This window comes from Ruegeria profundi (genome assembly GCF_020171505.1).
Lineage (GTDB): Bacteria > Pseudomonadota > Alphaproteobacteria > Rhodobacterales > Rhodobacteraceae > Ruegeria > Ruegeria profundi.
Window position 1 is genome coordinate 387216 of the sequence record NZ_JAIUZS010000001.1, and the last position, 26825, is coordinate 414040.

General features: G+C 54.8%; 28 protein-coding genes. 24 read left to right on the top strand and 4 right to left on the bottom strand.

Going from position 1 to position 26825, the window contains the following annotated elements; all coding sequences use genetic code 11:
• The first annotated feature begins 79 nt into the window (after nucleotides 1–79).
• The 5 genes from fabI to trpE all read left to right on the top strand — a co-directional run bounded on the left by fabI (nucleotide 80) and on the right by trpE (nucleotide 6047).
• The gene (gene fabI / locus LCM21_RS01790) at nucleotides 80–886 is read left to right on the top strand and encodes an enoyl-ACP reductase FabI (protein WP_224889057.1); all 807 of its coding nucleotides are present in this window, start codon (nucleotides 80–82) and stop codon (nucleotides 884–886) included.
• Nucleotides 887–889: 3 nt separating this feature from the next.
• Nucleotides 890–1399, top strand: coding sequence for a xanthine phosphoribosyltransferase (gene gpt, locus LCM21_RS01795; RefSeq protein ID WP_224889058.1), 510 nt, complete (start codon nucleotides 890–892; stop codon nucleotides 1397–1399).
• Nucleotides 1400–1426: 27 nt separating this feature from the next.
• Nucleotides 1427–2602, top strand: a complete 1176-nt coding sequence (locus tag LCM21_RS01800; RefSeq protein WP_224889059.1) for an aminotransferase — start codon at nucleotides 1427–1429, stop codon at nucleotides 2600–2602.
• Between the two features lie 79 nt (nucleotides 2603–2681).
• Nucleotides 2682–4523, top strand: coding sequence for a peptidylprolyl isomerase (locus tag LCM21_RS01805; RefSeq protein ID WP_224889060.1), 1842 nt, complete (start codon nucleotides 2682–2684; stop codon nucleotides 4521–4523).
• A 12-nt stretch (nucleotides 4524–4535) separates the two neighbouring features.
• The gene (gene trpE / locus LCM21_RS01810; RefSeq protein WP_224889061.1) at nucleotides 4536–6047 is read left to right on the top strand and encodes an anthranilate synthase component I; all 1512 of its coding nucleotides are present in this window, start codon (nucleotides 4536–4538) and stop codon (nucleotides 6045–6047) included.
• Nucleotides 6048–6088: 41 nt separating this feature from the next.
• On the opposite strand, the gene LCM21_RS01815 is transcribed toward trpE, so the two are convergent.
• Nucleotides 6089–7678 (bottom strand): divergent polysaccharide deacetylase family protein, encoded by a 1590-nt coding sequence (locus LCM21_RS01815; RefSeq protein WP_224889062.1) that lies wholly within the window; start codon nucleotides 7676–7678, stop codon nucleotides 6089–6091.
• Nucleotides 7679–7872: 194 nt separating this feature from the next.
• Here LCM21_RS01815 and LCM21_RS01820 point away from each other — a divergent pair, with 194 nt between their 5' ends.
• The 6 genes from LCM21_RS01820 to lexA all read left to right on the top strand — a co-directional run bounded on the left by LCM21_RS01820 (nucleotide 7873) and on the right by lexA (nucleotide 12698).
• A complete protein-coding gene (locus tag LCM21_RS01820) occupies nucleotides 7873–8454 on the top strand; it encodes an anthranilate synthase component II (RefSeq protein WP_068331436.1) in 582 nt (193 codons plus the stop codon).
• Nucleotides 8451–9470 (top strand): anthranilate phosphoribosyltransferase, encoded by a 1020-nt coding sequence (gene trpD / locus LCM21_RS01825; protein WP_224889063.1) that lies wholly within the window; start codon nucleotides 8451–8453, stop codon nucleotides 9468–9470. The genes LCM21_RS01820 and trpD overlap by 4 nt, the downstream gene beginning before the upstream one ends.
• Nucleotides 9467–10279: an indole-3-glycerol phosphate synthase TrpC gene (gene trpC / locus LCM21_RS01830; protein ID WP_224889064.1), complete on the top strand. Its 813-nt coding sequence runs from the start codon at nucleotides 9467–9469 to the stop codon at nucleotides 10277–10279. The genes trpD and trpC overlap by 4 nt, the downstream gene beginning before the upstream one ends.
• Nucleotides 10279–10752: a cyclic pyranopterin monophosphate synthase MoaC gene (gene moaC / locus LCM21_RS01835; protein WP_224889065.1), complete on the top strand. Its 474-nt coding sequence runs from the start codon at nucleotides 10279–10281 to the stop codon at nucleotides 10750–10752. The genes trpC and moaC overlap by 1 nt, the downstream gene beginning before the upstream one ends.
• Complete coding sequence (locus LCM21_RS01840) at nucleotides 10749–11921, top strand: molybdopterin molybdotransferase MoeA (RefSeq protein ID WP_224889066.1); 1173 nt, start codon at nucleotides 10749–10751, stop codon at nucleotides 11919–11921. The genes moaC and LCM21_RS01840 overlap by 4 nt, the downstream gene beginning before the upstream one ends.
• 78 nt (nucleotides 11922–11999) lie before the next feature.
• Nucleotides 12000–12698 carry a transcriptional repressor LexA gene (lexA, locus tag LCM21_RS01845; protein WP_224889704.1) on the top strand — a complete coding sequence of 233 codons (699 nt, stop codon included), beginning with the start codon at nucleotides 12000–12002 and terminating at the stop codon, nucleotides 12696–12698.
• On the opposite strand, the gene LCM21_RS01850 is transcribed toward lexA, so the two are convergent.
• Nucleotides 12692–14743, bottom strand: coding sequence for a ComEC/Rec2 family competence protein (locus LCM21_RS01850; protein WP_224889067.1), 2052 nt, complete (start codon nucleotides 14741–14743; stop codon nucleotides 12692–12694). The genes lexA and LCM21_RS01850 overlap by 7 nt on opposite strands.
• A gap of 234 nt (nucleotides 14744–14977) precedes the next feature.
• On the opposite strand from LCM21_RS01850, the gene LCM21_RS01855 reads away from it, so the two are divergent.
• The 6 genes from LCM21_RS01855 to LCM21_RS01880 all read left to right on the top strand — a co-directional run bounded on the left by LCM21_RS01855 (nucleotide 14978) and on the right by LCM21_RS01880 (nucleotide 21787).
• Nucleotides 14978–16099, top strand: coding sequence for a tyrosine-type recombinase/integrase (locus LCM21_RS01855; RefSeq protein ID WP_224889068.1), 1122 nt, complete (start codon nucleotides 14978–14980; stop codon nucleotides 16097–16099).
• A gap of 152 nt (nucleotides 16100–16251) precedes the next feature.
• A complete protein-coding gene (locus tag LCM21_RS01860) occupies nucleotides 16252–16467 on the top strand; it encodes a hypothetical protein (protein ID WP_224889069.1) in 216 nt (71 codons plus the stop codon).
• Nucleotides 16464–16799, top strand: coding sequence for a hypothetical protein (locus tag LCM21_RS01865; RefSeq protein ID WP_224889070.1), 336 nt, complete (start codon nucleotides 16464–16466; stop codon nucleotides 16797–16799). Before LCM21_RS01860 ends, LCM21_RS01865 begins: the two co-directional genes overlap by 4 nt.
• A 199-nt stretch (nucleotides 16800–16998) precedes the next feature.
• A complete protein-coding gene (locus tag LCM21_RS01870) occupies nucleotides 16999–19455 on the top strand; it encodes a hypothetical protein (protein WP_224889071.1) in 2457 nt (818 codons plus the stop codon).
• Nucleotides 19456–19825: 370 nt separating this feature from the next.
• The gene (locus LCM21_RS01875; RefSeq protein ID WP_224889072.1) at nucleotides 19826–20269 is read left to right on the top strand and encodes a hypothetical protein; all 444 of its coding nucleotides are present in this window, start codon (nucleotides 19826–19828) and stop codon (nucleotides 20267–20269) included.
• A 1143-nt stretch (nucleotides 20270–21412) separates the two neighbouring features.
• Entirely contained in the window at nucleotides 21413–21787 is a 375-nt protein-coding gene (locus tag LCM21_RS01880; RefSeq protein ID WP_224889073.1) for a hypothetical protein, read from the top strand.
• A 51-nt stretch (nucleotides 21788–21838) separates the two neighbouring features.
• Here the strand turns inward: LCM21_RS01880 and LCM21_RS01885 are convergent, their stop codons facing one another.
• Nucleotides 21839–22045 carry a hypothetical protein gene (locus LCM21_RS01885; RefSeq protein ID WP_224889074.1) on the bottom strand — a complete coding sequence of 69 codons (207 nt, stop codon included), beginning with the start codon at nucleotides 22043–22045 and terminating at the stop codon, nucleotides 21839–21841.
• A 189-nt stretch (nucleotides 22046–22234) separates the two neighbouring features.
• Between LCM21_RS01885 and LCM21_RS01890 the strand changes: the two genes are divergently transcribed.
• Genes LCM21_RS01890 through LCM21_RS01920 form a run of 7 tightly spaced genes read left to right on the top strand, consistent with a single transcriptional unit; the run spans nucleotide 22235 to nucleotide 25989 of the window.
• The gene (locus tag LCM21_RS01890) at nucleotides 22235–22879 is read left to right on the top strand and encodes a hypothetical protein (protein ID WP_224889075.1); all 645 of its coding nucleotides are present in this window, start codon (nucleotides 22235–22237) and stop codon (nucleotides 22877–22879) included.
• On the top strand, nucleotides 22876–23445 hold the full coding sequence (locus LCM21_RS01895; protein WP_224889076.1) for a hypothetical protein: 570 nt from the start codon (nucleotides 22876–22878) through the stop codon (nucleotides 23443–23445). The genes LCM21_RS01890 and LCM21_RS01895 overlap by 4 nt, the downstream gene beginning before the upstream one ends.
• Nucleotides 23429–24070: a hypothetical protein gene (locus tag LCM21_RS01900; RefSeq protein WP_224889077.1), complete on the top strand. Its 642-nt coding sequence runs from the start codon at nucleotides 23429–23431 to the stop codon at nucleotides 24068–24070. The genes LCM21_RS01895 and LCM21_RS01900 overlap by 17 nt, the downstream gene beginning before the upstream one ends.
• Nucleotides 24067–24300, top strand: coding sequence for a hypothetical protein (locus LCM21_RS01905; RefSeq protein WP_224889078.1), 234 nt, complete (start codon nucleotides 24067–24069; stop codon nucleotides 24298–24300). The genes LCM21_RS01900 and LCM21_RS01905 overlap by 4 nt, the downstream gene beginning before the upstream one ends.
• The gene (locus tag LCM21_RS01910; RefSeq protein WP_224889079.1) at nucleotides 24285–25589 is read left to right on the top strand and encodes a hypothetical protein; all 1305 of its coding nucleotides are present in this window, start codon (nucleotides 24285–24287) and stop codon (nucleotides 25587–25589) included. The genes LCM21_RS01905 and LCM21_RS01910 overlap by 16 nt, the downstream gene beginning before the upstream one ends.
• Nucleotides 25589–25804 (top strand): hypothetical protein, encoded by a 216-nt coding sequence (locus LCM21_RS01915; RefSeq protein WP_224889080.1) that lies wholly within the window; start codon nucleotides 25589–25591, stop codon nucleotides 25802–25804. Before LCM21_RS01910 ends, LCM21_RS01915 begins: the two co-directional genes overlap by 1 nt.
• Nucleotides 25804–25989 (top strand): hypothetical protein, encoded by a 186-nt coding sequence (locus LCM21_RS01920; protein ID WP_224889081.1) that lies wholly within the window; start codon nucleotides 25804–25806, stop codon nucleotides 25987–25989. Before LCM21_RS01915 ends, LCM21_RS01920 begins: the two co-directional genes overlap by 1 nt.
• A gap of 428 nt (nucleotides 25990–26417) precedes the next feature.
• On the opposite strand, the gene LCM21_RS01925 is transcribed toward LCM21_RS01920, so the two are convergent.
• On the bottom strand, nucleotides 26418–26801 hold the full coding sequence (locus LCM21_RS01925) for a hypothetical protein (protein ID WP_224889082.1): 384 nt from the start codon (nucleotides 26799–26801) through the stop codon (nucleotides 26418–26420).
• Nucleotides 26802–26825 lie beyond the last annotated feature (24 nt).

The window sequence follows — 26825 nt, forward strand, 5'->3', positions numbered from 1 at the left end:
AGAGTTCACGGCCTTGATGGAACGCATCCAATGGCATAAACCAACGCAACAAATCGCGACGACAGGCGGAGAACCACACATGTCAAATCAGTTGATGGCCGGCAAACGCGGCCTCATCATGGGACTGGCCAATGATAAATCGATCGCATGGGGGATTGCCCGCGCTCTTTCCGATGCCGGGGCCGAGTTGGCCTTTTCCTATCAGGGTGATGCGTTAAAAAAGCGGGTCGATCCATTGGCAGAACAGCTTGGCAGTGAAATCGTTCTGCCCTGCGATGTCAGTGATGAGGCGTCAATTGATGCTTTGTTCACTTCGCTCGAAGAAAAATGGGGCAAACTGGACTTTGTTGTTCACGCGATCGGCTTTTCTGACAAGAACGAGCTTCGGGGCCGTTACGTCGATACCAGCCGCGCGAATTTTAAGCTGACTATGGATGTGTCTGTCTATTCGTTCACGGCCGTGATGCAACGCGCCGAGAAGATGATGTCCGAAGGAAGCAGCGCGATTACACTCACTTATTACGGCGCGGAACAGGTTATGCCGCATTATAACGTAATGGGTGTAGCAAAGGCAGCATTGGAAGCATCGGTCAAATATCTGGCCGAGGATCTGGGCAAAGACGGTATCCGCGTCAACTCAATCTCGGCCGGTCCGATCAAGACTCTGGCCGCCAGTGGCATAGGCGACTTCCGCTACATTATGAAATGGAACGAGTATAACTCGCCCCTGCGCCGCAACGTGACCATCGATGATGTCGGCAGATCGGCGCTTTACCTCTTGTCTGATCTCAGCAGCGGCGTGACCGGAGAGAACCTGCACGTAGATTCAGGATATCATATCGTCGGCATGAAAGCCGTCGACGCCCCTGACGTTGAAAAGGGTTAACTCATGAGCGCCAAGGACCGTCTGCCCCACGAAAAGGGCTTTCACATAAGCTGGGACCAAATTCATCGCGACTCGCGCGCGTTGGCGTGGCGTCTGGACGGGCAAGGCCCAGATGACGGTGCCTGGCGTGCTGTAGTTGCGATCACACGCGGCGGTATGGCGCCCGCGATGATTGTCAGCCGTGAACTGGACATTCGTACCGTCGATACGATCAGCGTGCGCTCTTACCATCATCAGGCACAAGGCGAGGCTGAGGTTCTCAAGGCTCCGGACGCTGAACTCATGGGCGATGGCGAAGGCATTTTGATCATCGACGATCTGGTCGATAGTGGCAAAACCCTCGAGCTCGTGCGCGCGATGTACCCCAAGGCGCATTTTGCAACTGTTTACGCCAAACCCAAAGGTCGCCCGATGGTGAACACGTTCATCACCGAGGTCAGCCAGGACACCTGGATCTTTTTCCCTTGGGATATGGCCCTGCAATATGTTGAGCCGTATCGCGGCACCGACTGATCCTGAGCAGAACAACAAGGACCGCGCATGAGCCTGACACGCACTGCTGCTACGTTTGCCCCTCCGGTGATGGAGGCGCGACGATGGTTGGAAGGTGTAGTTTTCCCTGAAGACCGTCCTTTAATCAATGTCAGTCAGGCCGCGCCAGTAGATCCGCCGCCCTTGGCTATGCGTCAGGCAATGGCCGAATTCGCTGTAACCGAAGACCGCGCTCATCTTTACGGTCCAGTGCTTGGAAACCCCGAACTGAGAGCCGCGCTTGCGGCGCAAATTGGTCAGCACTACGGGGCCAACGTGGGTGCGGATCAGGTAGCTATTACATCGGGGTGCAATCAAGCCTTTGCCGCCGTTATCACCGCGATTACGGATCAGGAGGATGAGGTTATTCTGCCAACGCCATGGTATTTCAATCACAAAATGTGGTTGGACATGGCTGGCGTTAACGCCATCGATCTTCAAACCGGGGACGATTTGCTGCCCGATGCAGAGGCCGCCCGCGCGCTGATCACCGACAAGACTCGCGCCATCGTGTTGGTGACGCCCAACAACCCGGGCGGGGTTGAGTATCCCGGCGATTTGGTCCGCGCGTTTTATGACCTCGCGCGCGAAGCTGGCATTCGTCTTATATTGGATGAGACCTATCGCGATTTCGACAGCCGCAGTGGCCCGCCCCACGATTTGTTCAGCCAACCGGGGTGGGAAGACACGCTGGTCCACCTCTATTCTTTTTCCAAAGCCTATCGCCTGACCGGACATCGGGTTGGCGCGATTGCCAGCGGAGAAAGCCTGTTGAGGGAAGTTGAGAAATTCCTCGACACAGTCGCGATCTGCCCAAGCCAGATCGGCCAATTCTCGGCTCTTTGGGGTATGCAGAACCTGTCGCAGTGGGTCGCGCAGGAACGTGACGAAATCCTCGACCGTCGCGCCGCGATTCGAGAGCATCTACCACGTTTGACAGACAAGGGCTGGCGCTTGTTGGGTTTGGGTGCGTATTTCGCCTATTTCGAACATCCCTTTGACATCCCATCGAACACGCTGGCGCGACGTCTGGTCCCCGAGGCCGGCATTCTTCTGCTGCCAGGGACCATGTTCATGCCCGACGGCGACCCGGCTGGAAAGCGTCAGGTTCGCATAGCATTTGCCAATCTCGACCGCTCGGGAATCGCGCAATTGTTCGAACGTCTGCAAGCGCTGTCCTTCTGAGCTTGCCCCTCGGCGGTGCGCGTCGTATTCAAGGCGTCAACCGACAGGGCAGATCCTTGCCACAGAACAAGAGGGCACCATGGCCGCAGGCATGAAAAACCTATCGAAAACCTTCGTCTGGATACTGATGGGCCTGCTGTTTGTAGGCCTGGCGGGCTTTGGCGCAACCAACCTGACAGGGACGGTGCGCTCTGTTGCGCAGGTCGGAAACGAAGATATCTCGGTCAACGAATACGTGCGCGAACTTCAGCGCGAAATCCGTGCCGTAGAACAGCAAACCGGACAACCTTTGCAAATGTCGCAGGCGCATGAGATCGGATTGGATCGATTGGCCTTGTCTCGCCTGACCGCGCTGGCCGCGCTGGACAATGAGGTTGGCGAACTTGGGATCTCCATCGGCGACGAAAACCTGCAAGAGGAAATCCTCGCAATCCCCGCTTTTCAGGGTGTAAACGGCAGCTTTGACCGCGAAGCCTATCAATTTCAACTGGAACAGGTTGGGATGACGGATTCCGAGTTCGAGTCGGATTTACGCAAGGAGTCCTCGCGTACGATCGTCCAAAATGCGGTGGTTAGCGGAGTCGAAATGCCTGCTGTCGTGACGCAGGTGCTGACCGACTATATCGCCGCGCGTCGCAGTTTTACTGTTGCTACGGTGTTGCCAGATGCTCTGGAGTCGCCCGTTGCTGCACCGACGGATGAACAGATTCAGGCCTATTACGATGAAAACCAGGATCAGTTCACCCTGCCCCGCACAAAACAGCTGACCTATGCGATCTTGTCCCCCGACATGCTGCTGGACAGCGTCGAGATCGATGAAGAGATGGTGCGCAGACTCTACGATCAACGCGCGTCCGAGTTCTTCCAGCCCGAACGTCGTCTGGTCGAACGCCTGACATATCCGGATGAAGAAGCGGCAGAGCATGCGATGGCTCAGCTTGAGGTTGGCGGCACCACGTTTGAAAACCTCGTGCGTGACCGCCAGCTGGAACTCAGCGATGTCGACCTTGGTGACGTCACCCGCGAGGATCTGGGCGAAGCTGCCGATTCCGTTTTTGCCGCTGAACTGGACACAGTGGTAGGCCCGTTGCCTTCGACCTTTGGCCCCGCGTTGTTCCGCGTCAACGGCGCGCTGGCCGAAAATAGTACACCGTTTGAAGAGGCGGCCCCTGCCCTGCGCGAGGAACTGGCCGCGGATCGCGCCCGTCGTCAGATTGAGGCGCAGGCAGAAGGTATCAATGACCTGCTTGCTGGTGGCGCAACCTTGGAAGAGGTGGTTCAGGAAACCGACATGGAGTTGGGTCAAATGGATTGGACCGGTCAGAGCGATGATGGCATCGCGGCGTATGACGGGTTTCGTACGGCTGCCGAAGCTGTGAACGAAGGCGACTTTCCCGAAGTCGGCTTCCTTGAAGATGGCTCAATCTTCGCCCTGCGTCTGAACGTGGTTTTGCCCCAACGCCCCGAACCACTGGAAAGCGCACGCGACCGTGTCGCTGCGGCCTTGACTTTGACTGAGACCAACAAAGCGCTGGAAGATCAGGCCAAGTCGGTCCTTGAATCATTGAAAGAGGACGGGGATTTCAATGTCACTGGCCTGCCTTTCCGCGTAGAGAATGCGCTGACCCGCACTGCCTTTCTGGATGATGTCCCGGCAGATTTCATGACCCAGGTCTTCGAGATGGAAGTGGGCGAAATGCGCGTCATACCCGGTGCGGGTTCGGCCTTTGTCGTCCGCCTTGATGAAACGCTGCCGCCTGCGGAAACCGACGAATTGCGCCAGGCCCAATCCGCGCTAGAGGCGCAGATGAACCAGGCGCTGGCCCAGAACATCTTCGACGCGTTTGTGCGGGACGCACAGGCCCGCGCCCGGCCAGTTATTGACCAGCAGGCTTTGAACGCCGTTCAGTCGAGCTATTAAAAGAGACCGAAAATGGCCCTGACCCCCGAGTTCGACAGATTCGCCCGCGCCTATGAAGCTGGTGAAAACCAGATCGTATACACCCGCTTGGCGGCCGATCTGGATACACCGGTGTCACTGATGCTCAAACTGACCGGAGCACAGAAAGACGCATTTATGCTGGAATCGGTGACCGGTGGCGAGGTTCGTGGCCGCTATTCTATCATCGGCATGAAACCAGACCTGATCTGGCGTTGCCGGGGGGAAGCATCCGAATTGAACCGCTCGGCCCGCTTCGACGCCGACGCGTTTGTACCTCAGGATGGCAACCCGATGGACAACCTGCGTGCGCTGCTTGCAGAGAACCGGATTGATCTGCCCGACGACCTGCCGCAAGCCGCGGCAGGGCTGTTTGGATACCTAGGCTATGACATGGTGCGGTTGGTGGAATACCTGCCCGACGTGAACCCCGACCCGTTAGGCCTGCCCGATGCCATCATGCTGCGCCCATCCGTGGTTGCGGTCCTTGACGGCGTGAAAGGAGAGGTTACGGTCGTCTCGCCCGCTTGGGTGGCTGAGGGGCAATCAGCCAAAGCCGCTTACGCGCAGGCCGCCGAGCGTGTTATGGATGCAGTGCGCGATCTGGAGCGCGCAATGCCCGCTGAGACGCGTGATTTGGGCGATGCGTCTGAGATTGCGCCGCCTGTATCGAACTTCACGAAATCCGGTTACATGGAGGCCGTTGAAAAGGCCAAGGACTACATCCGTGCGGGCGATATATTTCAGGTTGTCCCCGCGCAGCGCTGGACGCAGGATTTCCCGCTGCCGCCCTTCGCCCTCTATCGTTCGCTGCGACGCACGAACCCTTCGCCCTTTATGTTCTATTTCAATTTCGGTGGCTTTCAGGTTGTAGGGGCCAGCCCCGAGATTCTGGTGCGTGTCTTCGGCAATCAGGTCACGATCCGACCAATCGCGGGCACTCGTCCTCGTGGCGCAACACCCGAGGAAGACAAGGCCAACGAGGTCGACCTTCTGGCCGACAAGAAAGAACTGGCAGAGCATCTAATGTTGCTGGACCTTGGCCGCAACGATACGGGTCGTGTGGCCAAAATCGGCACGGTGCGCCCGACCGAAGAGTTCATCATCGAGCGCTATAGCCACGTGATGCACATCGTTTCCAACGTGGTCGGTGAGTTGGCCGAAGACAAAGATGCGCTGGATGCGTTTTTTGCCGGGATGCCCGCGGGCACCGTCTCGGGTGCGCCGAAAGTGCGCGCGATGGAGATCATCGACGAATTGGAGCCCGAAAAACGTGGCGTCTATGGCGGCGGTGTGGGTTACTTCAGTGCTGGGGGCGACATGGATATGTGCATCGCGCTGCGGACGGCAATCGTAAAGGATCACAAGCTGTATATTCAGGCCGGTGGCGGTGTCGTCTATGACAGCGACCCCGAGGCCGAGTATATGGAGACGGTCCACAAATCCAACGCCATCCGACGCGCAGCCGCCGATGCAGCCCGGTTCATGGGCTCTGGGAATTCATGATAAACGGCTGGCCTTTCAGGTGAGCCGTTTACCATTTCTCTTTACCGAATCTCTTTCATCATCACCGCCGAAATCGGTGCCATCGCAACGCGGCCGCCCCGATCTTCGAGCCCCCACAACAATAGGGCCGAGATCGTTTCGGGACGCACGCGTCCCAGCATTACAACAGTTCCTTCCTGACCAGCCCGGAAAGCGGCCTGATCCAGAAACCGGCGCATGAGTTTGGCATCCTGACGCGCACCGTCTATGTCACGAAAGATCACACTTGAAGGTACACCGTTCCGCGCGGCCAGCTTTTGCACGGTGTTCAAACCATTATCTTGCGTGATCAGACCCCGCCCTGTCCCGGCAGCAATCGCGGCAACCTGATCGGCCAGTTTGCGGTTACCTTGAATACCCGATTTGACACCTTCGAGAATGCCAACCGTTTCGGGTAACGTATCAAGCCAAACAGCAAACGACACCTCGGCATCCTGCGCGCTGGCGGCTTCGGGTAGATCTACCAAGGCTAGCACCTCGAACCCTGCCTCGCGATGACGGGCCATTTTTTCGGCGGCCTCAGGGTCAGACGGGCTGACAGCAAAGCTGAGAGGATACGGGAAATCGCGCAAGGCTTCAGCCCCATACGCCCCTTCATCGTCGATAAGGATGATGGACATAAGCGGCTTGTCGTCGGGATTTTCAAATTCGGCGGCGAAGACCTCAATCGGCTTTCTTGGTGCAAGTGTATCCGAAGTCGTAGAGCTTACCGGGGTGACGTCGTCGCGCTCAGTTAGTGGCAGAACGCGCTTTCCGACCGTGGGAATTGAGGACGTTTCATCGGTTCCGCCGATTTGTGGAACCGAAGCAATACGGGGCAAATCGCGCGGAGCGGTATCCTCGTCGCCCTCGACGGCAATCGGGCTATCGACAAATGGGTTCACGTCCTCTTCTGGCTTGTCGACAGCCGCGACCTCGGGTTCGGGTTGCGGTTCAACATCAGACGCTTCAGGCTGGGGCTGCGGTTCAACTTCAGCGGTTTTGGGGTCAGTCTGCGGTTCAACCTCGGCGACTTTTGGTTCGGGTTTGGCTTCCGTTTCAGTAACCTCAGGCTCTGCTGACTGCTCGGGCGTGGCTACTTCAGCGTTGGGTTGCGACTCGGCATTTATGGTCTCTGGCTCAGCCTCAGCAATCGGCGCGGGCTGCGGTTCGGGGACGACGAGCGACACTTCGGGCAAAGCTTCTGCGCTTGGCGACGCTTGCGCAAGAGGCGGCGCCTGCGGTGCAACCGGCACCTCGGTCGCCACGGAAACGGCTGTCGAGCTTGGAATGCTAGGCGCGTCGACCTGCTTGGCCGCTTCTTTCAACTCAGGCTGCGCTTCTGGCTCAAGCTCGACATCCGACAATTCGGCCAACGTATCCGTCTGATCGTCAATAGCTTTGGGCGTGGTCGGGGCCAAGTCCAGGACATCAGCGTCACTCACGGCGTCGGTGGCATCTGCAACCGTTTCGGGGACTTCTACCGCTTCAGGGGCCGGAGCCGTCACCGCCACGTCCGGTTCGTTCGTTAGGGGTGCGTTCAAAGACAACACCGCCCCCAGCGCAAGTACAACGATCGTTCCCACGATCATCCCGCCCACAAATCCGCCCATAACAATTGCCTCTCGTCCTGGCCTTGCTTGAATACATACTCGCCGTCTAATGCAGCAGTTACTTTCAGCAACAGCAAGAACAGGATGTCCCCTTGACGCTGCCGCGCAAGCCTGAGCATGTATGTCCCGACATTATACCTTGGCGCGGGGCTGCATCGCCAGTCCGAAATGCCCAATCCGAGACAAGTGCCCAAATGCTGCTGCTGATCGACAACTACGACTCGTTTACCTACAACCTCGTCCACTATATAGGCGAACTTGGTGCCGAAATGGTCATTCGGCGAAACGATGCCCTGGATGTTCAAGAAGCCATGGCGATGAACCCGGCGGGCATCCTGCTGAGTCCCGGGCCTTGCGACCCTGACCAGGCCGGAATCTGCCTCGCTCTGACCGAGGCAGCAGCCGAGACTAAAACGCCTTTGCTGGGTGTGTGCTTGGGACATCAGACAATCGGGCAGGCCTTTGGCGGTGACGTCATCCGGTGTCATGAGATTGTGCACGGTAAGATGGGCACCATGCACCATACAGGTAAAGGTCTGTTCGCTGGTTTGCCTTCACCTTTCGAGGCGACGCGTTATCACTCGCTGGTCGTTGATCCCAAGACCCTGCCCGACTGTCTTGAGGTAACGGCCAAGTTGGAAGATGGCACGATAATGGGCTTGCAGCACAAAGACCTGCCGATCCATGGTGTTCAGTTCCACCCGGAATCCATTGCCTCCGAGCATGGACATGCCCTGCTCAAGAATTTCCTGTCCGAGATGAAAGTTCCTGCATGAGCGACGCTCTGAAACCGTTGATCGGGGCCGCTGTTGACCGGCCGTTGACCCGCGCCGAGGCTGAACAGGCCTTTGGTATACTATTCGAGGGCCAAGCGACGCCCAGCCAAATTGGCGGCCTTCTTATGACCATGCGAACCCGTGGCGAGACGGTCGAGGAATATGCCGCCGCCGCGGCTGTGATGCGCGCAAAATGCCACGCGGTCAAAGCTCCGGCCGGTGCAATGGATATCGTTGGCACCGGCGGTGATGGCAAGGGTACGCTGAACATCTCGACCGCGACCGCCTTTGTTGTCGCGGGTGCCGGTGTGCCCGTTGCCAAACACGGCAATCGCAATCTCAGCTCAAAATCCGGGGCCGCGGACGCTTTGGGACAGTTGGGAATCAACGTTATGGTCGGCCCGAAAGTTGTTGAAAAAGCACTGGAAAAGGTCGGCATAGGCTTTATGATGGCGCCCATGCATCATCCGGCCATTGCCCATGTGATGCCGACCCGGCAGGAGCTTGGGACTCGCACCATTTTCAATATTCTCGGCCCGTTGACGAACCCGGCCGGTGTCAAACGCCAGTTGACCGGTGCTTTCAGCCGCGAATTGATCCGCCCGATGGCAGAAACGTTGGGGTTGCTGGGCGCGGAACATGCTTGGCTGGTTCACGGATCGGACGGTACGGATGAGCTGACCATAACTGGCGTAAGCTGGGTTGCGTCCCTTGAAGATGGGGTTGTCAAAGAGGTCGAACTGCACCCCGAGGACGCGGGATTGCCGGTTCACCCGTTCGAAGACATCCTCGGCGGATCACCCGAAGAAAACGCAGTTGCTTTCCGCGCCCTGCTGGATGGAAACCCTTCGGCCTACCGAGACGCTGTACTGCTGAACGCAGCCGCTGCTTTGGTGGTTGCGGACGCAGTCTCAGATTTGCGCGAAGGCGTCGCCATGGCCATCGAAAGCATCGACAGCGGAAAAGCAAAAGAAAAAATCGCCGCACTGGCCCGATTGACGCAGGAGGCCGCATGACCGAGACGGTACTGGATAGAATAAAAGCTTATAAGCTTGAGGAAATCGCTTCAGATAAAACAGATAAACCACTGGAAGAACTGGAAAGTGAAGCCCACAGCGCTCCGGAAGTTCGTGGTTTTGCCGATGCCTTACAGGCGTCTGCGCGCAGGGGTTATGGCCTGATTGCCGAGGTTAAGAAAGCGAGCCCCTCCAAAGGACTGATCCGTCCGGACTTTGACCCGCCCGCGCTTGCCAAGGCGTATGAAGAAGGTGGGGCAACTTGCTTGTCCGTGCTGACTGACACACCCAGTTTCCAAGGTGCAAAACACTATCTGACTGCAGCCCGCGAGGCGACGTCGTTGCCAGCATTACGCAAGGATTTTATGTACGACCCCTATCAGGTGGTTGAGGCGCGGGCTTTGGGTGCGGATTGCATTCTGATCATCATGGCCTCGGTCGAAGATAGCCAGGCAGCTGAACTGGAACAGACCGCGTTTGATTGGGGTATGGATGTTCTGATTGAAGTTCATGACGAAGCTGAACTTGAACGTGCAACTCAACTGAAAAGTTCACTGATCGGGATAAACAACAGGAATCTCAAGACTTTCAAAACGACTCTTGATACGACACGACGGTTATCGAAACTGGTTCCCGCTGACCGGACCATTGTTTGCGAAAGCGGGCTGAGCACACCCGAAGATCTGGCAGACATCGCCCGATATGGCGCGCGCTGTTTCCTAATTGGGGAAAGCCTAATGCGGCAGGATGATGTTGCTGGCGCGACGCGGAGCCTGCTTGCCAACCCGTTGATCCCCGGAGTGATGTGATGCCCCTGACCCATTTTGACGCCCAGGGCCAGGCACACATGGTCGACGTCTCGAGTAAAGACGTGACAGACAGGGTGGCGGTTGCGGCCGCTTACATTAAGATGGCACGGGAAACCTATGATTTAATATCGGAAGGTCGGGCTAAAAAGGGTGACGTTTTGGGCGTAGCACGTCTTGCTGGCATCATGGGTGCGAAAAAGACGCCGGACTTGATCCCGCTGTGTCATCCTCTGCCGGTAACGAAAGTGTCCGTCGATCTGACGCTAGACCCTGATTTGCCGGGCGTTCAGATTCGGGCGACCGTAAAAACTTCGGGCCAGACCGGCGTGGAGATGGAGGCCCTTACCGCGGCCTCAACCGCCGCGTTGACCGTGTATGACATGACCAAGGCGGTTGATAAGTCGATGGAAATCGGCGGCATTCGCGTACTGTTGAAAGATGGTGGCAAGTCAGGGCGTTACGAGGCGAAATGATTTCTGTTGAAGAAGCGCGAGCACTGCTGTTCGATCTTGTATCACCACTCCCATCCGAGCAGATCCCGCTTGCAGAAGCATCCGGTCGTGTTCTTTCTGAGGATGTGACGGCGACGCGCGATCAGCCGCCTTTTGCTGCATCCTCGATGGATGGCTATGCACTGAAATCGACTGAGGCCGAGCTGCACGCCATGTTTGAAGTCATCGGCGAATCCGCCGCCGGGCGTCGGTTCGACGGCGTGGTTGGTCCGGGTCAGGCGGTGCGTATATTTACTGGCGCCCCAGTGCCGAAAGGTGCAGATTTTATTGTTATTCAAGAAGATACAGAACGACGTGAAAGTCTGATTACCATCACCCAGGATCCTGGGCGGAAATCAAACATTCGACCTGCAGGCGTAGATTTTACGAAAGGCACTAAAATCACTGCCCCGCGCGTTTTACGCCCTGAAGACATCGCATTGATGGCTGCGATGAACATTCCTACCGTTCCTGTGACGCGCAAACCTGTGATCGCGTTGATCTCAACCGGGGATGAGTTGGTGATGCCGGGCGAAACGCCCGGACCGGACCAGATCACCGCGTCGAACACCTTTGGATTAAAAGCGCTGTTGGAAAGCGCGGGCGCGCATGTCCGAATTCTTCCTATCGCACGCGATACGGTTGCGTCGCTTGAGACAGCTTTTGGACTGACAGTCGGGGCCGATCTAGTCGTCACAATTGGCGGTGCTTCTGTTGGGGAATATGATCTGGTTGCCGAAGTATCACAGAGCCTGGGGATGGAGCGGTCTTTCTACAAAATCCGCATGCGCCCCGGTAAGCCGCTGATGGCCGGTCGGTTGGGGAACACCGCCATGGTGGGATTGCCCGGAAATCCAGTGAGTGCAATGGTTTGCGGCTATCTCTTCTTGCTTCCGATGCTGCGCCGTATGCTGGGGATCGAACAGGTTCTCACCCCATTTCAAAGTGCGCGACTGGCCGAGCCGATCGGTCCGAATGGCCCACGTGAGCACTACATGCGCGCTGTTCTTGGGGCTGACGGTATACGTGCTTGCGCGGATCAGGACAGTTCGTTGCTTAGCGTTCTGGCCCAAGCCAACGCCCTTTTGGTACGCGAACCACATGATCCTGCACGTCCCGCTGGTGACGAGGTCCGGTACCTACCTCTATAAGTCCCGTTCAAATCCGTTGACACAAAACGTGAACATGCGTAGAACAAAAGAAAACGCATGACCGACGAGGTGAGAGCAATGCTGACCAAGAAACAGTTGGATTTGTTGGAATTCATCCACAAGCGCGTTCAGGCGGACGGTGTTCCGCCCAGCTTTGACGAAATGAAGGCCGCGCTGGATTTGCGTTCAAAGTCCGGCATTCATCGCTTGATCACTGCGCTGGAAGAGCGCGGCTTTATCCGGCGGCTCGCCCATCGGGCCCGGGCGATTGAGATCGTGAAACTACCCGAGAGCCTCGGCGGCGAACCGACCGTCGCCTTTAAACCTCGGGTAATTGACGGTGACAAACCGACCGGCCCGCGTCCTGCCAATTTTGAGCCTGTAACCGTAGACGCAATGGAACTACCGGTGATGGGCCGCATTGCTGCCGGTGTGCCTATCGAAGCTATCAGTCATGTCTCACATCGTGTTGCAGTGCCGGGCAGCATGGTCTCAGGCAAAGGGGAGCATTACGCGCTTGAGGTGCGTGGCGACTCGATGATCGACGCCGGCATCAATGACGGTGACGTCGTGGTGATCCGCGAAAGCAAAGTGGCCGACAATGGCGACATCGTTGTCGCTTTGGTTGAGGATCAGGAAGCCACGCTAAAACGCTTTTTCCGTCGCGGAAATGCCATAGCGTTGGAAGCAGCAAATCCCGCCTACGAAACCCGCGTTCTGCCTGACGACAAAGTCAAAGTCCAAGGCCGGCTGGTTGGATTGATCCGCAGCTACTGACCCCATTTGAAATCGCGGCTTCCGCCTTCACTCGGGGACCACAACCGATGGCCGATCGTTTCGCGGCTGGTTGTTATTCGGTCGCCAATAAGTGCGATGCTCCCCGTACGTTTTAGACGCCGGGGGTTAAAATGGCTGCAATTTCCACTCAGATTTAGATCCACCGCGGAAACTACAATTTGGTTTTCGCGACATTCTTCAAATCCCTGTGCGGCGCGTTTTCCGGTTATGTGAACCAGTTCTTTTCCTTGCCATACATACCGTCGGATAAAACCGGTGTTGCCTGGCCAACGGCTCGCCGCCATTACTTGATTCACGCTGTCGCCGTCGTTTTCCAGCCAAACCGAAGCAACAAAGCCACTGCCTTTTTCCTTGCTGAACGCACGACCTTTTTCGGTCATTACGCCCACCAGCCCGCCGGAATCAGCGATCAGAACCTCGGGGCGATGCCCCTGCCCCCAAAACAAAAATGCCGCAGCAACCGGAGCGATCCCGAACCATTTGGCCCGACCGCGCCACAGCGCCAGCCACAAAGCGCCTAGCGCGAACATGGGAAGAACATAGTGCGGTGGACTAACGACATGCCCGTGGGCTCCGCTCAGTCCCGACACCTTCTCGGACACGGTCAGAATCCACTCCAACCCCACCCCCATGACGTGCAACGCGATAGCCTCAAGTCCGAACGGGGCCAAAAGCCCCGCAACAAAAGCCGCCGGAACAACAATAACACCCATCATGGGAACTGAGAGCATATTGGCCAACAAGCCGTAGTGCGACATCGTGTTAAAATGCGCTGCCCCGATCGGTGCAGTCGCCAATCCGGCGATAGCCGATGACAAAAACAAACCGACTACAGGCTTCAGCCATTTCGGTCCGGGCACCGGCCCAAAATCGCGGAGGTGGCTGAATACTGCAACAAGCGCCGTAGTTGCAGCGAAGGACATCTGGAACCCGGGGCTCAGCAGTGTTTCGGGCTGCAGGGTCAAGACAATCAACGCAGCGACAGCAACAGCGCGCAGTGAAATCGCGCGGCGGTCGATAAGGATGGCACCCAGCATCACGCTGGCCATTACAAACGCGCGTTCTGTTGCAACGTTCCCCCCGGACAGCATTAGGTAAAACGTGGCGGCGACCAGCGCAAACAGCGCGGCCAGCTTGCGCACAGGTAGCCGCAAAGCCACAGCGGGAATGGCGGACATCGCCAGTCGACTGACCATAAACACGAAGCCGGTCAGCAGCCCCATGTGCAGTCCAGAGATTGCCAGCAGATGCGCCAGGTTCGATGCACGCAGCGAACTGAGCGTGTCTTGCCCCATTCCACTGCGGTCGCCAGTCGTAACCGCGGCTGCGAACCCTCCAACTTCACCCGGCAGGATTGAGCGCACCCTTTCCGAAATGGCCATTCGCAGGGCTGTAATGCGTACCCCTTCGGTCGCGTCACTTGGCGGCGCAATCGTTACAACAGGGGAACGCGTATACCCAACTGCGCCAAGACGTTGAAACCACGCGTGACGGCGGAAATCGAATCCACCAGGCTCAACCGGTCCCTGAGGCGGCGACAGGTGTCCCGTGGTCATGATCCTTTGTCCCGGTGTCAATGATACCGTTCCGCCATGCAATGAAAGTCGGACGCGCTGCGGTCGGCGGTCCGGGGGCACATCCCCTATACGCACCTGGTCCAGCGTCACGCGCAGCGCGTCCGACGCAGAGCGGTCCAAGGCAACGACCCTCCCCTCGATAGGGCCGTAGTAGCGCCAGGACAGGACCGGCTCTGCAACCGAGTGAGCCCGCGCACCCGCCAAGACGAACCCAGCGGTAATCAGCGCGGCCCCAAATGCCAACGAAGCCCAACCGGACTGCAGCGTGCGACCGATCCAGACCAACACCACGAGCGCAGCCAGAAGACAGGAATAGATCTGCCAACCCGGCTCAAACCGAAGGCTGAAGTAAAGGCCGACTCCAACGGCCAAACAGATCGGAGACCATTGGAACAGATACCCAGTCTGGTTCAGCACTGCGGCTTCAACCCGTGTCAGAACACGCATGGTTGCCCCCGTCCTTACGGCTCGTTAGACAGACGCCAAACTATGCCCGCCAAGGTTACCAAAAGGTTAACAGCCGTTCGCCTTGGTATCGCTCGAAATGCGATTTTTCCTGTTTGATAACAGAGGATTGTAAGGTTCCCGAGTGGTCCCTCGTAGTCCTCAGTATACCTCCGGCTTCCGTGCTTTGGGGTATAATATGGGTTAAATTTACGGTCCTCACTTATTGGAGGTCCAATGCAAATAACCGATACACTAGCGAAGGCTGAACGCGGAGCGCGCGATAAGACTGAATACCGATGGGACAACAACCTTAAAGGCTTTGGTCTACGACTCAACAAGAAGGGTTCAGCCGCCTATGTCCTCAAGTATAAAGTTCGCGGCAACAGCGTATTCCTGACTCTTGGTAAGGTCGGCGTGGTCAGTGCAAAGCAAGCACGACAGGTCGCAAGGGAGACGCTTGGAAGGCTGGCTCTGGGAGAAGACCTCGATGCTAATCCTGAGATGACCGTTGACGGACTGCTCGAATGGTATCGTGATAGTCTGGAATGGACCCGTTCAGCGCAGTACCAGAAACAGGTACGCATGATGATAAACAACCAATTTCCTCCCCGGTTGAAACGCCGATTGGTGGCTGAGGTTAGTCGGGCTGAGTGGCTAGACATAAGCGAACGACAAGCCCGCAAGGGTCATATCAGTTCGGCCAACTGGATAGAGAAGCAGATAAAGGCCATGCTGAACCGTGCGGTGGAACGCGGCTATTTGGACGCCAGCCCTCTTTCGGGGATACGCAACAGGTACAAGACCGCTAGCCGAGACCGTGTGTTGTCTGACTCTGAACTAAAGGCCATCTGGCGTGTGGTTCAATCCTATGAAGATAGGCGTCGGGTCGCGCTTGAAGCCATCATCATAACGGCCTGTCGGCGTTCTGAGATACTGGGGTTATTGCGGCAAGAGTACGAAGATGGGGTCATTACGCTTTCAGCCGAACGGGTGAAGAACCGCAAGCCGCATATGATCGCCCTACCCTCGTATCTGCGTAGTCAGTTTGACCTTTACGTCCCGGAACACGACACGCTGTTCTTCGGCAACCATAGAGGCAAGCCGCACGGAGCGCATTTATTGAACACGCTACGCACCGACACTGGTATAGCGGACTTCACCTTACACGACCTACGCAGGACCGCAGCGACGCGTATGGCTTCTCTAGGCGTACTGCCGCATGTTATTGAAGCCTGTCTTAACCACCAAATGGCCGCTGTCGGTTCTGTCGCTAGTGTCTACAACAGATACAGCTATGCGACGGAGAAAGCCGATGCCTGGGCGTTGTGGGAGCAGTTCGTGCTAAACCTTCCCTAATGTTCCTTGCCCTATTTCTGGGTCTATGTATTTTGGTCATGTCAGTGGCGAAACGCACGTGCGTCCCTCCTTCTGTCCCGGTTTCAGTGGTGATCGTAAAACGTCCGGACCCAAAAGGTAGCCAGTTCACTCTAACGAATTGGACTATCGCTATGCGTCTGACGGCTCGAGCCACATCCATTTACCTCTACGAAAAGCATGGGTTGCAATACGCGCCCAAGACCCTCGCCAACATGCGTAGTGATGGTGCTGGACCGCTGTTCAGCAAACTGCGTGGTCGTATTTACTACGAAAGCGAGGACGTTGACGCGTGGGTGTTGGAAAACCTGTCGGACAAAACAGCGTGGTCCGGAAAGGAAACATCATGACAGAGATGACACCATCAAAACGATGCCGCGAATGGGATGAAGGCATCGAAACCAAGATGGCGATATACGCCGAAGACATCGCTAAATGCGGTAAGTTCTTTGAGAACTGGCTTGATACGCATTCACCTTTAGTCGGACCGGATGGACGACTAGAGAAAGACGACTATTACGACGCGCGGTTGCGTGTGGCGATGCAAGCGTCTGAGCTTCTCGGCTTCCCGGTGTCTACTGGTGCGGTAAAGCACTGGTTCCCTAGGTGGGGGTATTACCACACGGCTGGTCAGAAGGCGAAAAAAGAGGCGTTTGAGGCGGCCAGAAGTAAAGGTTCTTAAGATCTCGGAAGACTAAGAACGGTCCTAACTCTCAAGAAGAAGGCCGCGCTAAACTAGTAGCGCGGCCAGACCGCCGGAAGAAGAAAAGAAGATAGAAGATAGCGGTAAGATGTTGATCTAACTAAATCTTACCCTTCCGGCGGCTCTACCGAAACCAAGTTTCTTGGTCTTCTTAGATATCAGCAGTTGGGGGAACCACGTGCCTAATAATTCAGTCCATATTGACGGTGTAGATAGAATAGCCACCGGAAATTTAGAGGACGTAAAAGTTGACGGTGAACTGACCCTAGTCGTCGGACAAGGTCAGTACGATTCAATCGGTGAACAAGTGACAGTGGCGAAGGAGTTTTACCTCAAGCGTCATCTTCACCATCAGGTTATACGAGACAAGACGGCAGGAACGTGGACCGTTCCGGGCAAGCTGTCAGCTGACTTTGATCACGAACAGGTCCCGAAAGGCTCGAAGACTACGCTCAAGGAGAGCGAAAACCCACGACACCGACGCAACAAATACGTTCAGACCATCGGCCTGTTGGTTCTGGACTGTGACGATAGCGCGGATGACTTTGACGCCTTTGTTCAGTCAATTGAAAAGCTGGGTCTGGAGGCGCTGGTATATACGACGCACTCACATGGCGCTGAGGGTAAGGGTAATCGGTACAGGGTTGAGTTGTTCTTATCTGAGCCGTGGTTAGTTGAGTACGGATCAAAGCGACTAGAGGACGCGTACAAGGCCGCTGCTCAGTTGCTAAGGGTGAAGCACGACGAAGCGTGTAAAGACCCTGCCCGTCTGTTCTACGAACCGAGTGTAGCCAACGACCGCAAGCATCTGGCGCGGTCTCAGTATGTTCCGGGTCGCCTATTGAAGTTGGCTGAGTTGCTGCCCGTTGAGGGTCCGCACGACTGGTTTGAAATGATCACGCGTGAGGCCCCAAGCGTGTTGTCGCGTGAGGTCAATCGCGGCCTCAAGTGGGAACTGCATTGCCCGAATGCGGAGGAACATACGGACGGACGAACTGAGGGTGCGTTCCTAAGTCGTGAGGAAGGGTTTCCCCACATCGGCTGTCGCCATACTCACTGTCTAGAAATGCGGCCTGAGCACTTCATTCAGCGTCTGATGTTTAAGGGTGTGCTGACCTATGAACAGGTAGCGAAGTACAGCCTACGACGAGAAATGGTGGACGTGACGCGCGAAAGCCGCTTCGTCAATCAACAGGTGGCTAAGATCGTATTGGCCAAGGGTACGCTATTCGCTGGCCCTAAGGACCTAATACGGGTCAAACCGCGCAGCAAGCCGGGGGAAGAGTTTGTACAGGTAGATAAGGATACAATCGTCTCTACCCTTCAGGAACACATCCAGTTCCACAGGTGGAGCCGGCATGAAGACCCTGACGACCGTGAGCCTGTAGTCGTTGACCCTAGCGCCACACAGGCCGGAAGGATCATAGGTCAACTCAAACACGATCTTCCTCAGTTAAAGTCAGCACGACGCCCCTACTCGCCCGGATTTGAGGAAGCTGGGTTTTCCGAACAACACGGGTTCTATCAAATTGGTGAGCGTCATACCGACGGTATGTTCACGCCGCAGGGTGCGTTGGACTTCCTGAATAATGAGGTGTTAGCCGACTTTCCGTTCCTAACGGAGAACGATCGTTGGGCGGCGATCAGTATGCTTATGACAGCGGTCATGCGTCCTGTATTGAATACGGTTCCGGGGTACATGATTACTGGCCCAGGAACAGAGTCAGGTAAAACCTATCTGGCTGGCGTAGCGTCAGTAATATCAACCGAGACGGCTAAGGTTGGTGCCCGAACATTCCCCGGATCAGAGGCCGAGTTGCGTAAGGAGTTGGTGGCCGCATCACTGGTCAATAAGCAGGTTCTTATCTTCGATAACGTCAAGCGTGGTACTGAACTGAATAGTGATATTATGGCGTCTATGATTACGACCGGGGAAATTGAAGGTCGTATTCTGGGGGCGAGTAAAGACGTTAAGATTTCAATCCCGTACATGACGATAGTCACTGGTAATAATATCGAAATGGTGGACGACCTCGGATCACGGTTTATCGGGATCAGGTTTGAACAGACTCAGTCTAATATGAGCGACCGTGAGTTTAGACACCGAGACCTGCACCGATATATCGTAGAGAACTATGAGCGAGTGAACGAGGCCATCTATTGCTTGCTGAGCTTAGCCGAGGCGACTTCGACGGCATCCCGCTTTCAAGGCTGGAATGATACTGTCTTCTCGGCTTTGGCTGCTGTCGGTGCGCCGAACTTCGTTGAAGCCGATAAGGCAACCCGCGCGGAGAACGCCACCCTTGAGCACAGTAAGCTTCGCTGGCTTCAGTCTGTGTACGAACTGACTGAGCGTGGTGTTCAGTATCAATCCAACGAGTTATTTGACCTTCTGAAAGATGAGGCGGAAATCGGACCTGACGGTATGGCTGGGCGTGATCACTTCTTCCGTGTGGTGGAGGAACGGTTCTCGGACAAGCAGGCTCGTAAATTTCGCTCCTTTGACGACTTCACCCTTCCGACCTTCGGGCGTTGGTTGTCTAAATTTGAAGGCGAAAAGATCGGTGAGTACAAGCTGGTTAAAGTCAGCCGAGGCGTCGGTCAGAGTGGTCTATATTACGTCGAAAAGGCGTAGAGAGACCCCCTACAAACCGTATTTCGGAAACCGTATTCTCGTTTCTAACGAATACGGTTAAACCGTATTGACGAATATGGTTTGGCGTCAAAACCGTATCGTCTCTTTTTCCCTTATTTTCAGTTGTTTAGCTATTCATTTTATATATGTTATACGGTTTGTACGGTTTGTTATTGATTGTAGTTGCTACTTGGTTTTGAAGGGTTTGAGGGTGTAAAATGGCGATTAACGTGCGTAATTTCGCGAATATAGCGCCCCGCAAGTAATAGAAGGCGCTTGCGGCCCAAACCGTATGAACGGCACGACGCACCAAGTTCGTTATCTAGCACGACGCTTTCACACGGATTCCGGGGGACGCTAAAATACCCCTATGGAACTTCTGGTGGAACCATCTGGTGATAATCACGCTATGCGATGTCGTGCGCTCTGGTGCGGCGTCATCAATCAAGTAATCATTGAACGTGATTATCGCTGGTTCAGAACGACCCACGCCCGAACTGTGTTTGCTCTGGCTGGCTTTGATCCTGACTTCGCGCGCGTTGTTGGTACGAGGCTAGAGCGGGAAGATAGTCAGAAGGCCGAAAGACCACCAAAACCAAAGCCCGATCCTATTCCGGCCAACCTCGAATTAGCGCGTTTCATTGATGGTATCAAAGATAAGGTGGCGACCAAGGACGAGGCACTACGCTCCATAGCTGATGCGGGGTTCACGCTGAACAACACCCGACGCCCTACGCGGGAACGTCATATCCCCCGACTGTTACGGACCAACGGTCTGCCTACCTATATCCAGTGGTTTAAAGACCTAGCATAAATGGGGGGATGACCCACCTATATGAGCGCATATACGCTAATATGATGTACAGACGTACCTGAGGCGTTCGTAGTCAAACTGCCGCCTATTACTGCCCTATCCACTTAGTCGTATACCTTAGTGCCCAACGGTATTCCTTACCCCTATTCCAGCTAACCTAGCCTGAGACTAGCGTACAGCCGCTACAAGCGCCGCTAGATCCGTGTATTGCCTAAACCTAGCCCTAGCCTAACCCCGGCTATTTGAGCCGTTTATACGGTCGTTATATTCGGGGCCATAATTGACCCACTCATTCGTCGGTCAAGGCAGGCTGATCCCGCACAGCGGTCTGGCTCCCTCCGTCACCCCTACTCTATCGGCTCGGCTGGTGTGATCATGAAATCCAGGAGACACCATTAAGGCCACTACCAATTACTCCGTCAAACTAAGCGACGAACTTTCCTTTCGCTTTTGACGTTCAATCCGTTAGTTCATTTCGCAAAGTTCTAATTACTATCAGTCAGTTAGTCTCGGCGGTAGTATCGTTCAGGGGGGGTCACGGGCTAGCTCAAAATCGCGAGGCTCCGGCGACCCCCCCATCTTTCTAAAACAGTGTGTCTACAGGAAAGAGAGGTACTTAATTACCTCATCCGGTTCTGTTTAATGATGTCGTGAGATAGACCGAACCTAACCTACTCTTGGTCTTCTATCGGTTTGCGCTTCGCTGTTGATGGTCTCTTGCGGCCCACCACACTCTCCTTTGTTCGCGATAATTTGTATCGCTTCTTCACTGCTAACTTGATGCTTGGCTCGGATACGCTGAAGCCAGAAGCCGGACACTCCATATGCCGCCTTGGCTGCTTCAATGCTCGCAAACCTGCGTCCATTGATGACTACTGGCTTCGGACTACCGCCTATCTTGTTCTGCCCGGTCTCATAGTGGTCTTTGATCTGTTCTGGGGACCAACCCTTGCTCAGCTTACTGCGTATTCGCTTGCTTCTGGTCCCTATCGCGGCGGCAAATTCACGCACGCTTTTATAGGTTTGGTCGCCACACTTAATCGGTTTGGATCGCATAACCTATTATACCGCGTTCACGGCTTATCTGATATGCTCGGCAGCTAAGAAACCAATGCGAACTTATTCATGGGACGAAGCCAAACAATGTTTGAACGCAAACTTCAAACCTTCGAGGTTACTCTGACTTTCTCGATTAGCGGGACATATGCTCGGAAATTCAACGGCGTTTGGATGGATGAAATCTTGGACCAAATTGACAACGAGTGCCGCGGAAACGGTTCCTTCGCTGCAGAACAATATGAGTCGATAGAAATTCGCAAAGTTGAGTTTGATGCGAGTATTCGGCACCCAGCTTTCATGGAAGGGCAGCTCAGGTTCAAGGAAGGTTTTGAGATTGGCGATAATCAGTATTGCGACGGTGCTGGAGAGATATTGGAACACCACCGGAAATTTGCTGAGGAGTGGCAAGCTGGTTGGAGAGCTGCCAAACTTGAGGCGGAGTCGAAGGTAAAAGACTAATTGAAACTGTGTTCAAAAGCCCGACACGCTGGCCGGGCCTCTGAGTGACGCTTATGCGGCGTCAGCTTTAGCTTTCTCTTTCTTCACGCGGAGCGCCGCAGCCATGGACTCGTCCAGAGACTTCCCCTGACGGACGACACGCCGAACCGCCGAAGGGTTGAGGTCGTGCGCCTTAGCAAGGTCAGCCATGCTTTTGTACGACTTGCTCTTATACTGAACCTCAGTGCGCGAAGGTTTGGTTTCGTTCTGTTTAGTCATTTTTACTCTCCTTAGGCAGTTTACACATTCAACCTAGCGTTGCGTGTCTGCCTACGAAACAGCTATTCCCCGAATGACCCGAATATTCTATTCTCGCTCAATTTCAAAGACTTACGGTTCGCGGTATAGTTCTAATACCGATGTGGCGGCGCTCCATTTTCCCGCCATGGTTGCGCATAGGAGAATTGTATGAACGCCCGACCTGCCTTTCATGTTGAACACTTTACAGGCGTCGTCGGCCGAATGAACGAGTTCGATCACTTTCGGCGCAATCTCATCACCTGCATTGGTTTTCACCTCCTCAGCGGCAATGGCAAAACATGTATTAACCCTCAAATTTCAAGCGCAGGAATAAAGTCAAACCGAAAACCGTCAAAACAGATATCCACCTGTGCCATCTTCATGGCCCGAGGGAGTGATGCACTCACTGACTCAGGTTCCGTAGATGACGCATTGGAAGCTCTCCACCTTAATCCTCTGGATTGGACCTTCGTTCATCATACGCTTCATATGCATGAAACTTTTGATGGGCTGAATGACCTAAACGCCCGAACCAGTAACTGGGCGCGTGAACTGGTTCAGGAAAGTATCATCGAAGATCCTACAGACTTCGCGGCGTACAAGATCACTGGTTTGATGCTTGCTGATACGCTGAACACCAATCGTAGTGCTAAACGCCAGCTTGCCGCACTATCAAACGCGCCCCTCACTATTGATGGTGCCTACATTCATAACTTCGTTGCTACGGCTGACGAACTGGCGGGAATCCTCGGCAAAGCCAAACACTACGCCAAAGATGCCTTCTCAAATCGGAGGAGTGTTCGCCTGCAATGAACTTCCACTGCCTTTATATCAACGACCACGCTAACAACGCTCTTCATGAGTTGGCGCATGGGCTGGTCGCCTTGTCAGCCAATGTCACTAAGTCGGTGATCCTGTTTAGCGATGCGGCAGTGATTGACTGGAAGATGGATGAAGTGAACCCTGCTCAGCGCATTCAGGTTCACGTCGCTGGCCTAGGGGCGAACGATTATGTGGCGAATGAGGCGAACATCGAAACGGTCAAAGACCTATACGGTCGTAAGTCTGTCTCAGTATGGGATCACGACCGCGACGTATACGACTGGGAGACCGACCCAAACAGCGATTTCTCAAAAGCTGACGACGCTTACCACGAAATGCTGGACGCTGGTGTCCTCCCTCATACAGCGGCGAAACTAGCGGCACGAGGACGCCTAAAGGGCGCTCTGTTCGCTCACATGGCTCATTATTCAGGTCTGTTGTCCGAAGTGACCAATCATTCCGACGACTTCCTTTTGACCAAGACGCACTTGCTTCAGTGCTTCTCGGTCATCCCCCAAACTTCTGTAGAGGACATGATAGATGCCTGCTTCGATTAGGCTTCCTGCTCTGGGTGCTAACGAACATGACGTTTCCGGTGGGTACGTCAGCTTCACGGTCAACACCCTCAAAGCCGTAGATAAGAAGACCCGTTACATCCTGTATAAGCTGAACGGCGTTACCGACGAGAACAGCGTTGACGCCTATTTCGAGGCTCAGGAGACGTTTGACGCTATACGTCATGCGCGTAAGGCGGTTGCTGATCGGGTGCAGGAGAAGATACGCGAACTTCGCGCTGGTGCGGCTCTGCTAAAGAGCGGTGAGATCAATCGTACCGATGTGGATTATGAGACCTCGCTGCTGCTCAAGTGCATTGACCTACGCTATCAGTTCAAGCGTGTGGTGGATGCTAACGGCCAGCGCCGCCTCAAAAGTCAGATTGATGACCTAGTCCAAGAGCTGACCGAAATCGCGGATCGTCTGGACCGGTCGCTATCATCTCATGAAGAAGCCACCGAGAAGTTCGCTAAGCGAATGGAACTAATCGGCGCGAACGTTGAGTACCTGGCGTTGAAGAACGGTCTTTTTGATCACGACGCTTATGCCTACGACAACCGATCCCTGGCTCAGTGCGTCCACGATGCTAGCGAAATCATATCCAAACATACGGAGGCGTCGGTATGAGCAAGCAAACCGAAGCAATCATGGGCGCTGTCGCCAAGCTATTGGCTAAAGAGGTCAAACGGCTCGAAGAGATGTTCCTAAATGGTGCGTCCCCGGTTGAACAACAGGCGTCACTAATCGCTGACAGCATCTTTGACGATCTGCGTCAGTTCACGAACACCGTTCCGACCTTCGACGTTGGGTCCAAGACCCCTAATCCTGTGGTGAAGCTGACATGGTTGAAAGACTGACTGAACTTCTAACCGCCACTGCCGTAGAGAACGCGGACGTAACGCATTCTCAGCTATACAACGCACTCAAGGGAGCAGTACGCGACCATCTTCCGAACGAACTGATGGTTGAAGACACAGTTCACCAGTTCCTAGTGAAGAACGACTACATCATGCCGGAAGAAACTCGTCGGCAGGTATATCGTGCCACCTACCAGTATCGTCACCGCCCTACGCTCGAAACACCAGACGCAGCCAAGTCTCGTTTAGGTGATGCTCCTATCCGTGCTTTCGGTCCTCAAAAAGGGACATATGGTCACTTCATTGAACAAGTCGCTGACGCCATAAAGAGTACTGCTCAGCCTGATAACATCGCTAACGCTCAAGGTGGCGCATGGTTGGCTGAGTTCGGCGTCCTAGCCTTCGATCACGATCATATTCTGCGCGGTCCTTTAACAGCGCCGTATCTGTTCGCTAACGGTACCATGATGGGTGGTCGTGATGGTAAGTTCGTCCACCGCCACAGTAACGATGGTCAGGCTGGTTCGTTCGTTCAGTCAGCCGCAACTATCCCGGTCAAGTCTGGCCTTGATCTTACGGTCACTGACGCCGACCGGAACAAGCTGGCTGTCATCGTCGGCTTTGCTGACGAACTGAAAGAGCAGACCTACCCTCAGATCGAGGGACTCCTACGCGAGTCTATCCTCCAAGATACGTTATCGGCATACGATTATTACTTGTACGACGCGGAACCAGCCGTTCCTCAAATAAGGCCAGCCGCTATTAATGCGGGAGTAGATACAGCAGCGTCCACTGGTCCACTAGCTGACCTCGAATTACTGGCTGTGCGGGCTGAGTTCTTCCGTATGAAGCATCCGGTCATCGTCCTCAATCCGGTCACGTTCCAACACCTGTCTCACCGTCAGACTGACGAGTACCTGACAGCCGAACTGAATAAGATTCACGCTGACCAAGCGTTCAAAGGTATCCCCATCATCCTAAGCGAAATGTTCGCCCGAGACGGTGCGCTGATAATGGACGTGTCGCTGTTTCAGTATCGGGCCGAACCGATCGAATGGGATATCTCGGATAAAGCCGTTCTGGCGATGGCTGACGATGACGGCAACACCCCAACTATGCTGGCTGTGGGTGCCGTTGATGACGCTGGTTCGATTCATGTCAGCGACGATACCGCCAAGCTGCAAAGCATGATGCAAACATACTCAAGTGCCGTTCGTATGGTGCATCAGGTCTCATGGGTCATGACCGACAATAGCGGCACATTCCAAGTAACAGGAGTAAACTGGTAATGTTCGAGCCTAGCGGACACCCCGACTATCGCCTCGCTACCGAGAAGCACGGCGACCTAATCATCTGTTCAGTTCAGCGGATCATCGACGGAAAAATCGTCGCCACTGGGCAGCACGGTGAACTGACCTATCACGTTCCAACCAACGACCAAGTTAAGGAGACGCTCACACAGGCGGCTCAGCCTTGGTTTGATAGACTGAAAGAAGTTGTCTGATGATTGACCAGTATACCAAGCACGGCGTCCTCAAACCGATCCAAGTTGACGAGACGCGCTTTGATATCAACAAGCCAGTACAAGGCACGTCAGTTCAAGGACTTACGCAGTTGGGTCAATCCAACGGCCTTAATGCTGCTAAGTGGTGGCCTTTTTATGTCATGGCTGCCGATTCAGCTCCGTAGCGTAAAAACGCCGCTACAGCGGGTCTAATCCCCCGGTATCGGGCGTTACCCCTAAACCGTAGTTGAGCGGATCTGGCAGCGCTAAAACCGGCCTCAAAACGGTTCTCAAATAAAAACCCGCTAAACGCCGCGCGGTCGTAAGGTTCAAAAATTTACTGCTGACTCACGCTACACGCGTCCGTAGCGATCCTCTTAATTGATGGTTGGTCAGTAGTTGCAGGGGCGGAGACCCACGCTCCTGCGTCAATTACTGGTGCGTACTGGACTGCGTGTCAGTTTTTGCGGTGGGTGTGTAGTTCAGCTTCCATGCCAACCGCCTACCTTCATTGTGTTCCTGATTATTAACGCACAACGCCGTGCCCTCATAAGCCGAAAGGCGAAACCCGCTGCATGGATAAAGCGATCATACGCTTTCTTCGACAGGCGATTCAAGTAGAGTGCTGTTTTTTTGGCTCCTTTAACCCATTAGAAAATCCGATGAAAATCCAATAGGCGGGAACGATGAACATCCAAGTCGTAACGTCTGGCTTCCCACGATCAATGTTCCTGCGCTTCATCAAATAACCCATAAAGGGCAACGTTAGGAGTCCGACAAAATCAACGTCTAGGTCAGCGTATCCGGGGAATACAATATAGATAACGAAACCTACTATGAATGCAGCAACCCACAAACCTACGATACTTAGCCAATAAGACTTTCTAGGCAGTGGCCCATCGTTTCGTTTTTCAGCCACTTTTCGCCCGATGTACATTAGACCAGTGAAAAAGGCAAAGAGCATAGCAAATAGTGCTATCCAGATGAGAGCTTCCATTTCCTTATCCTATTCAACGGAGTA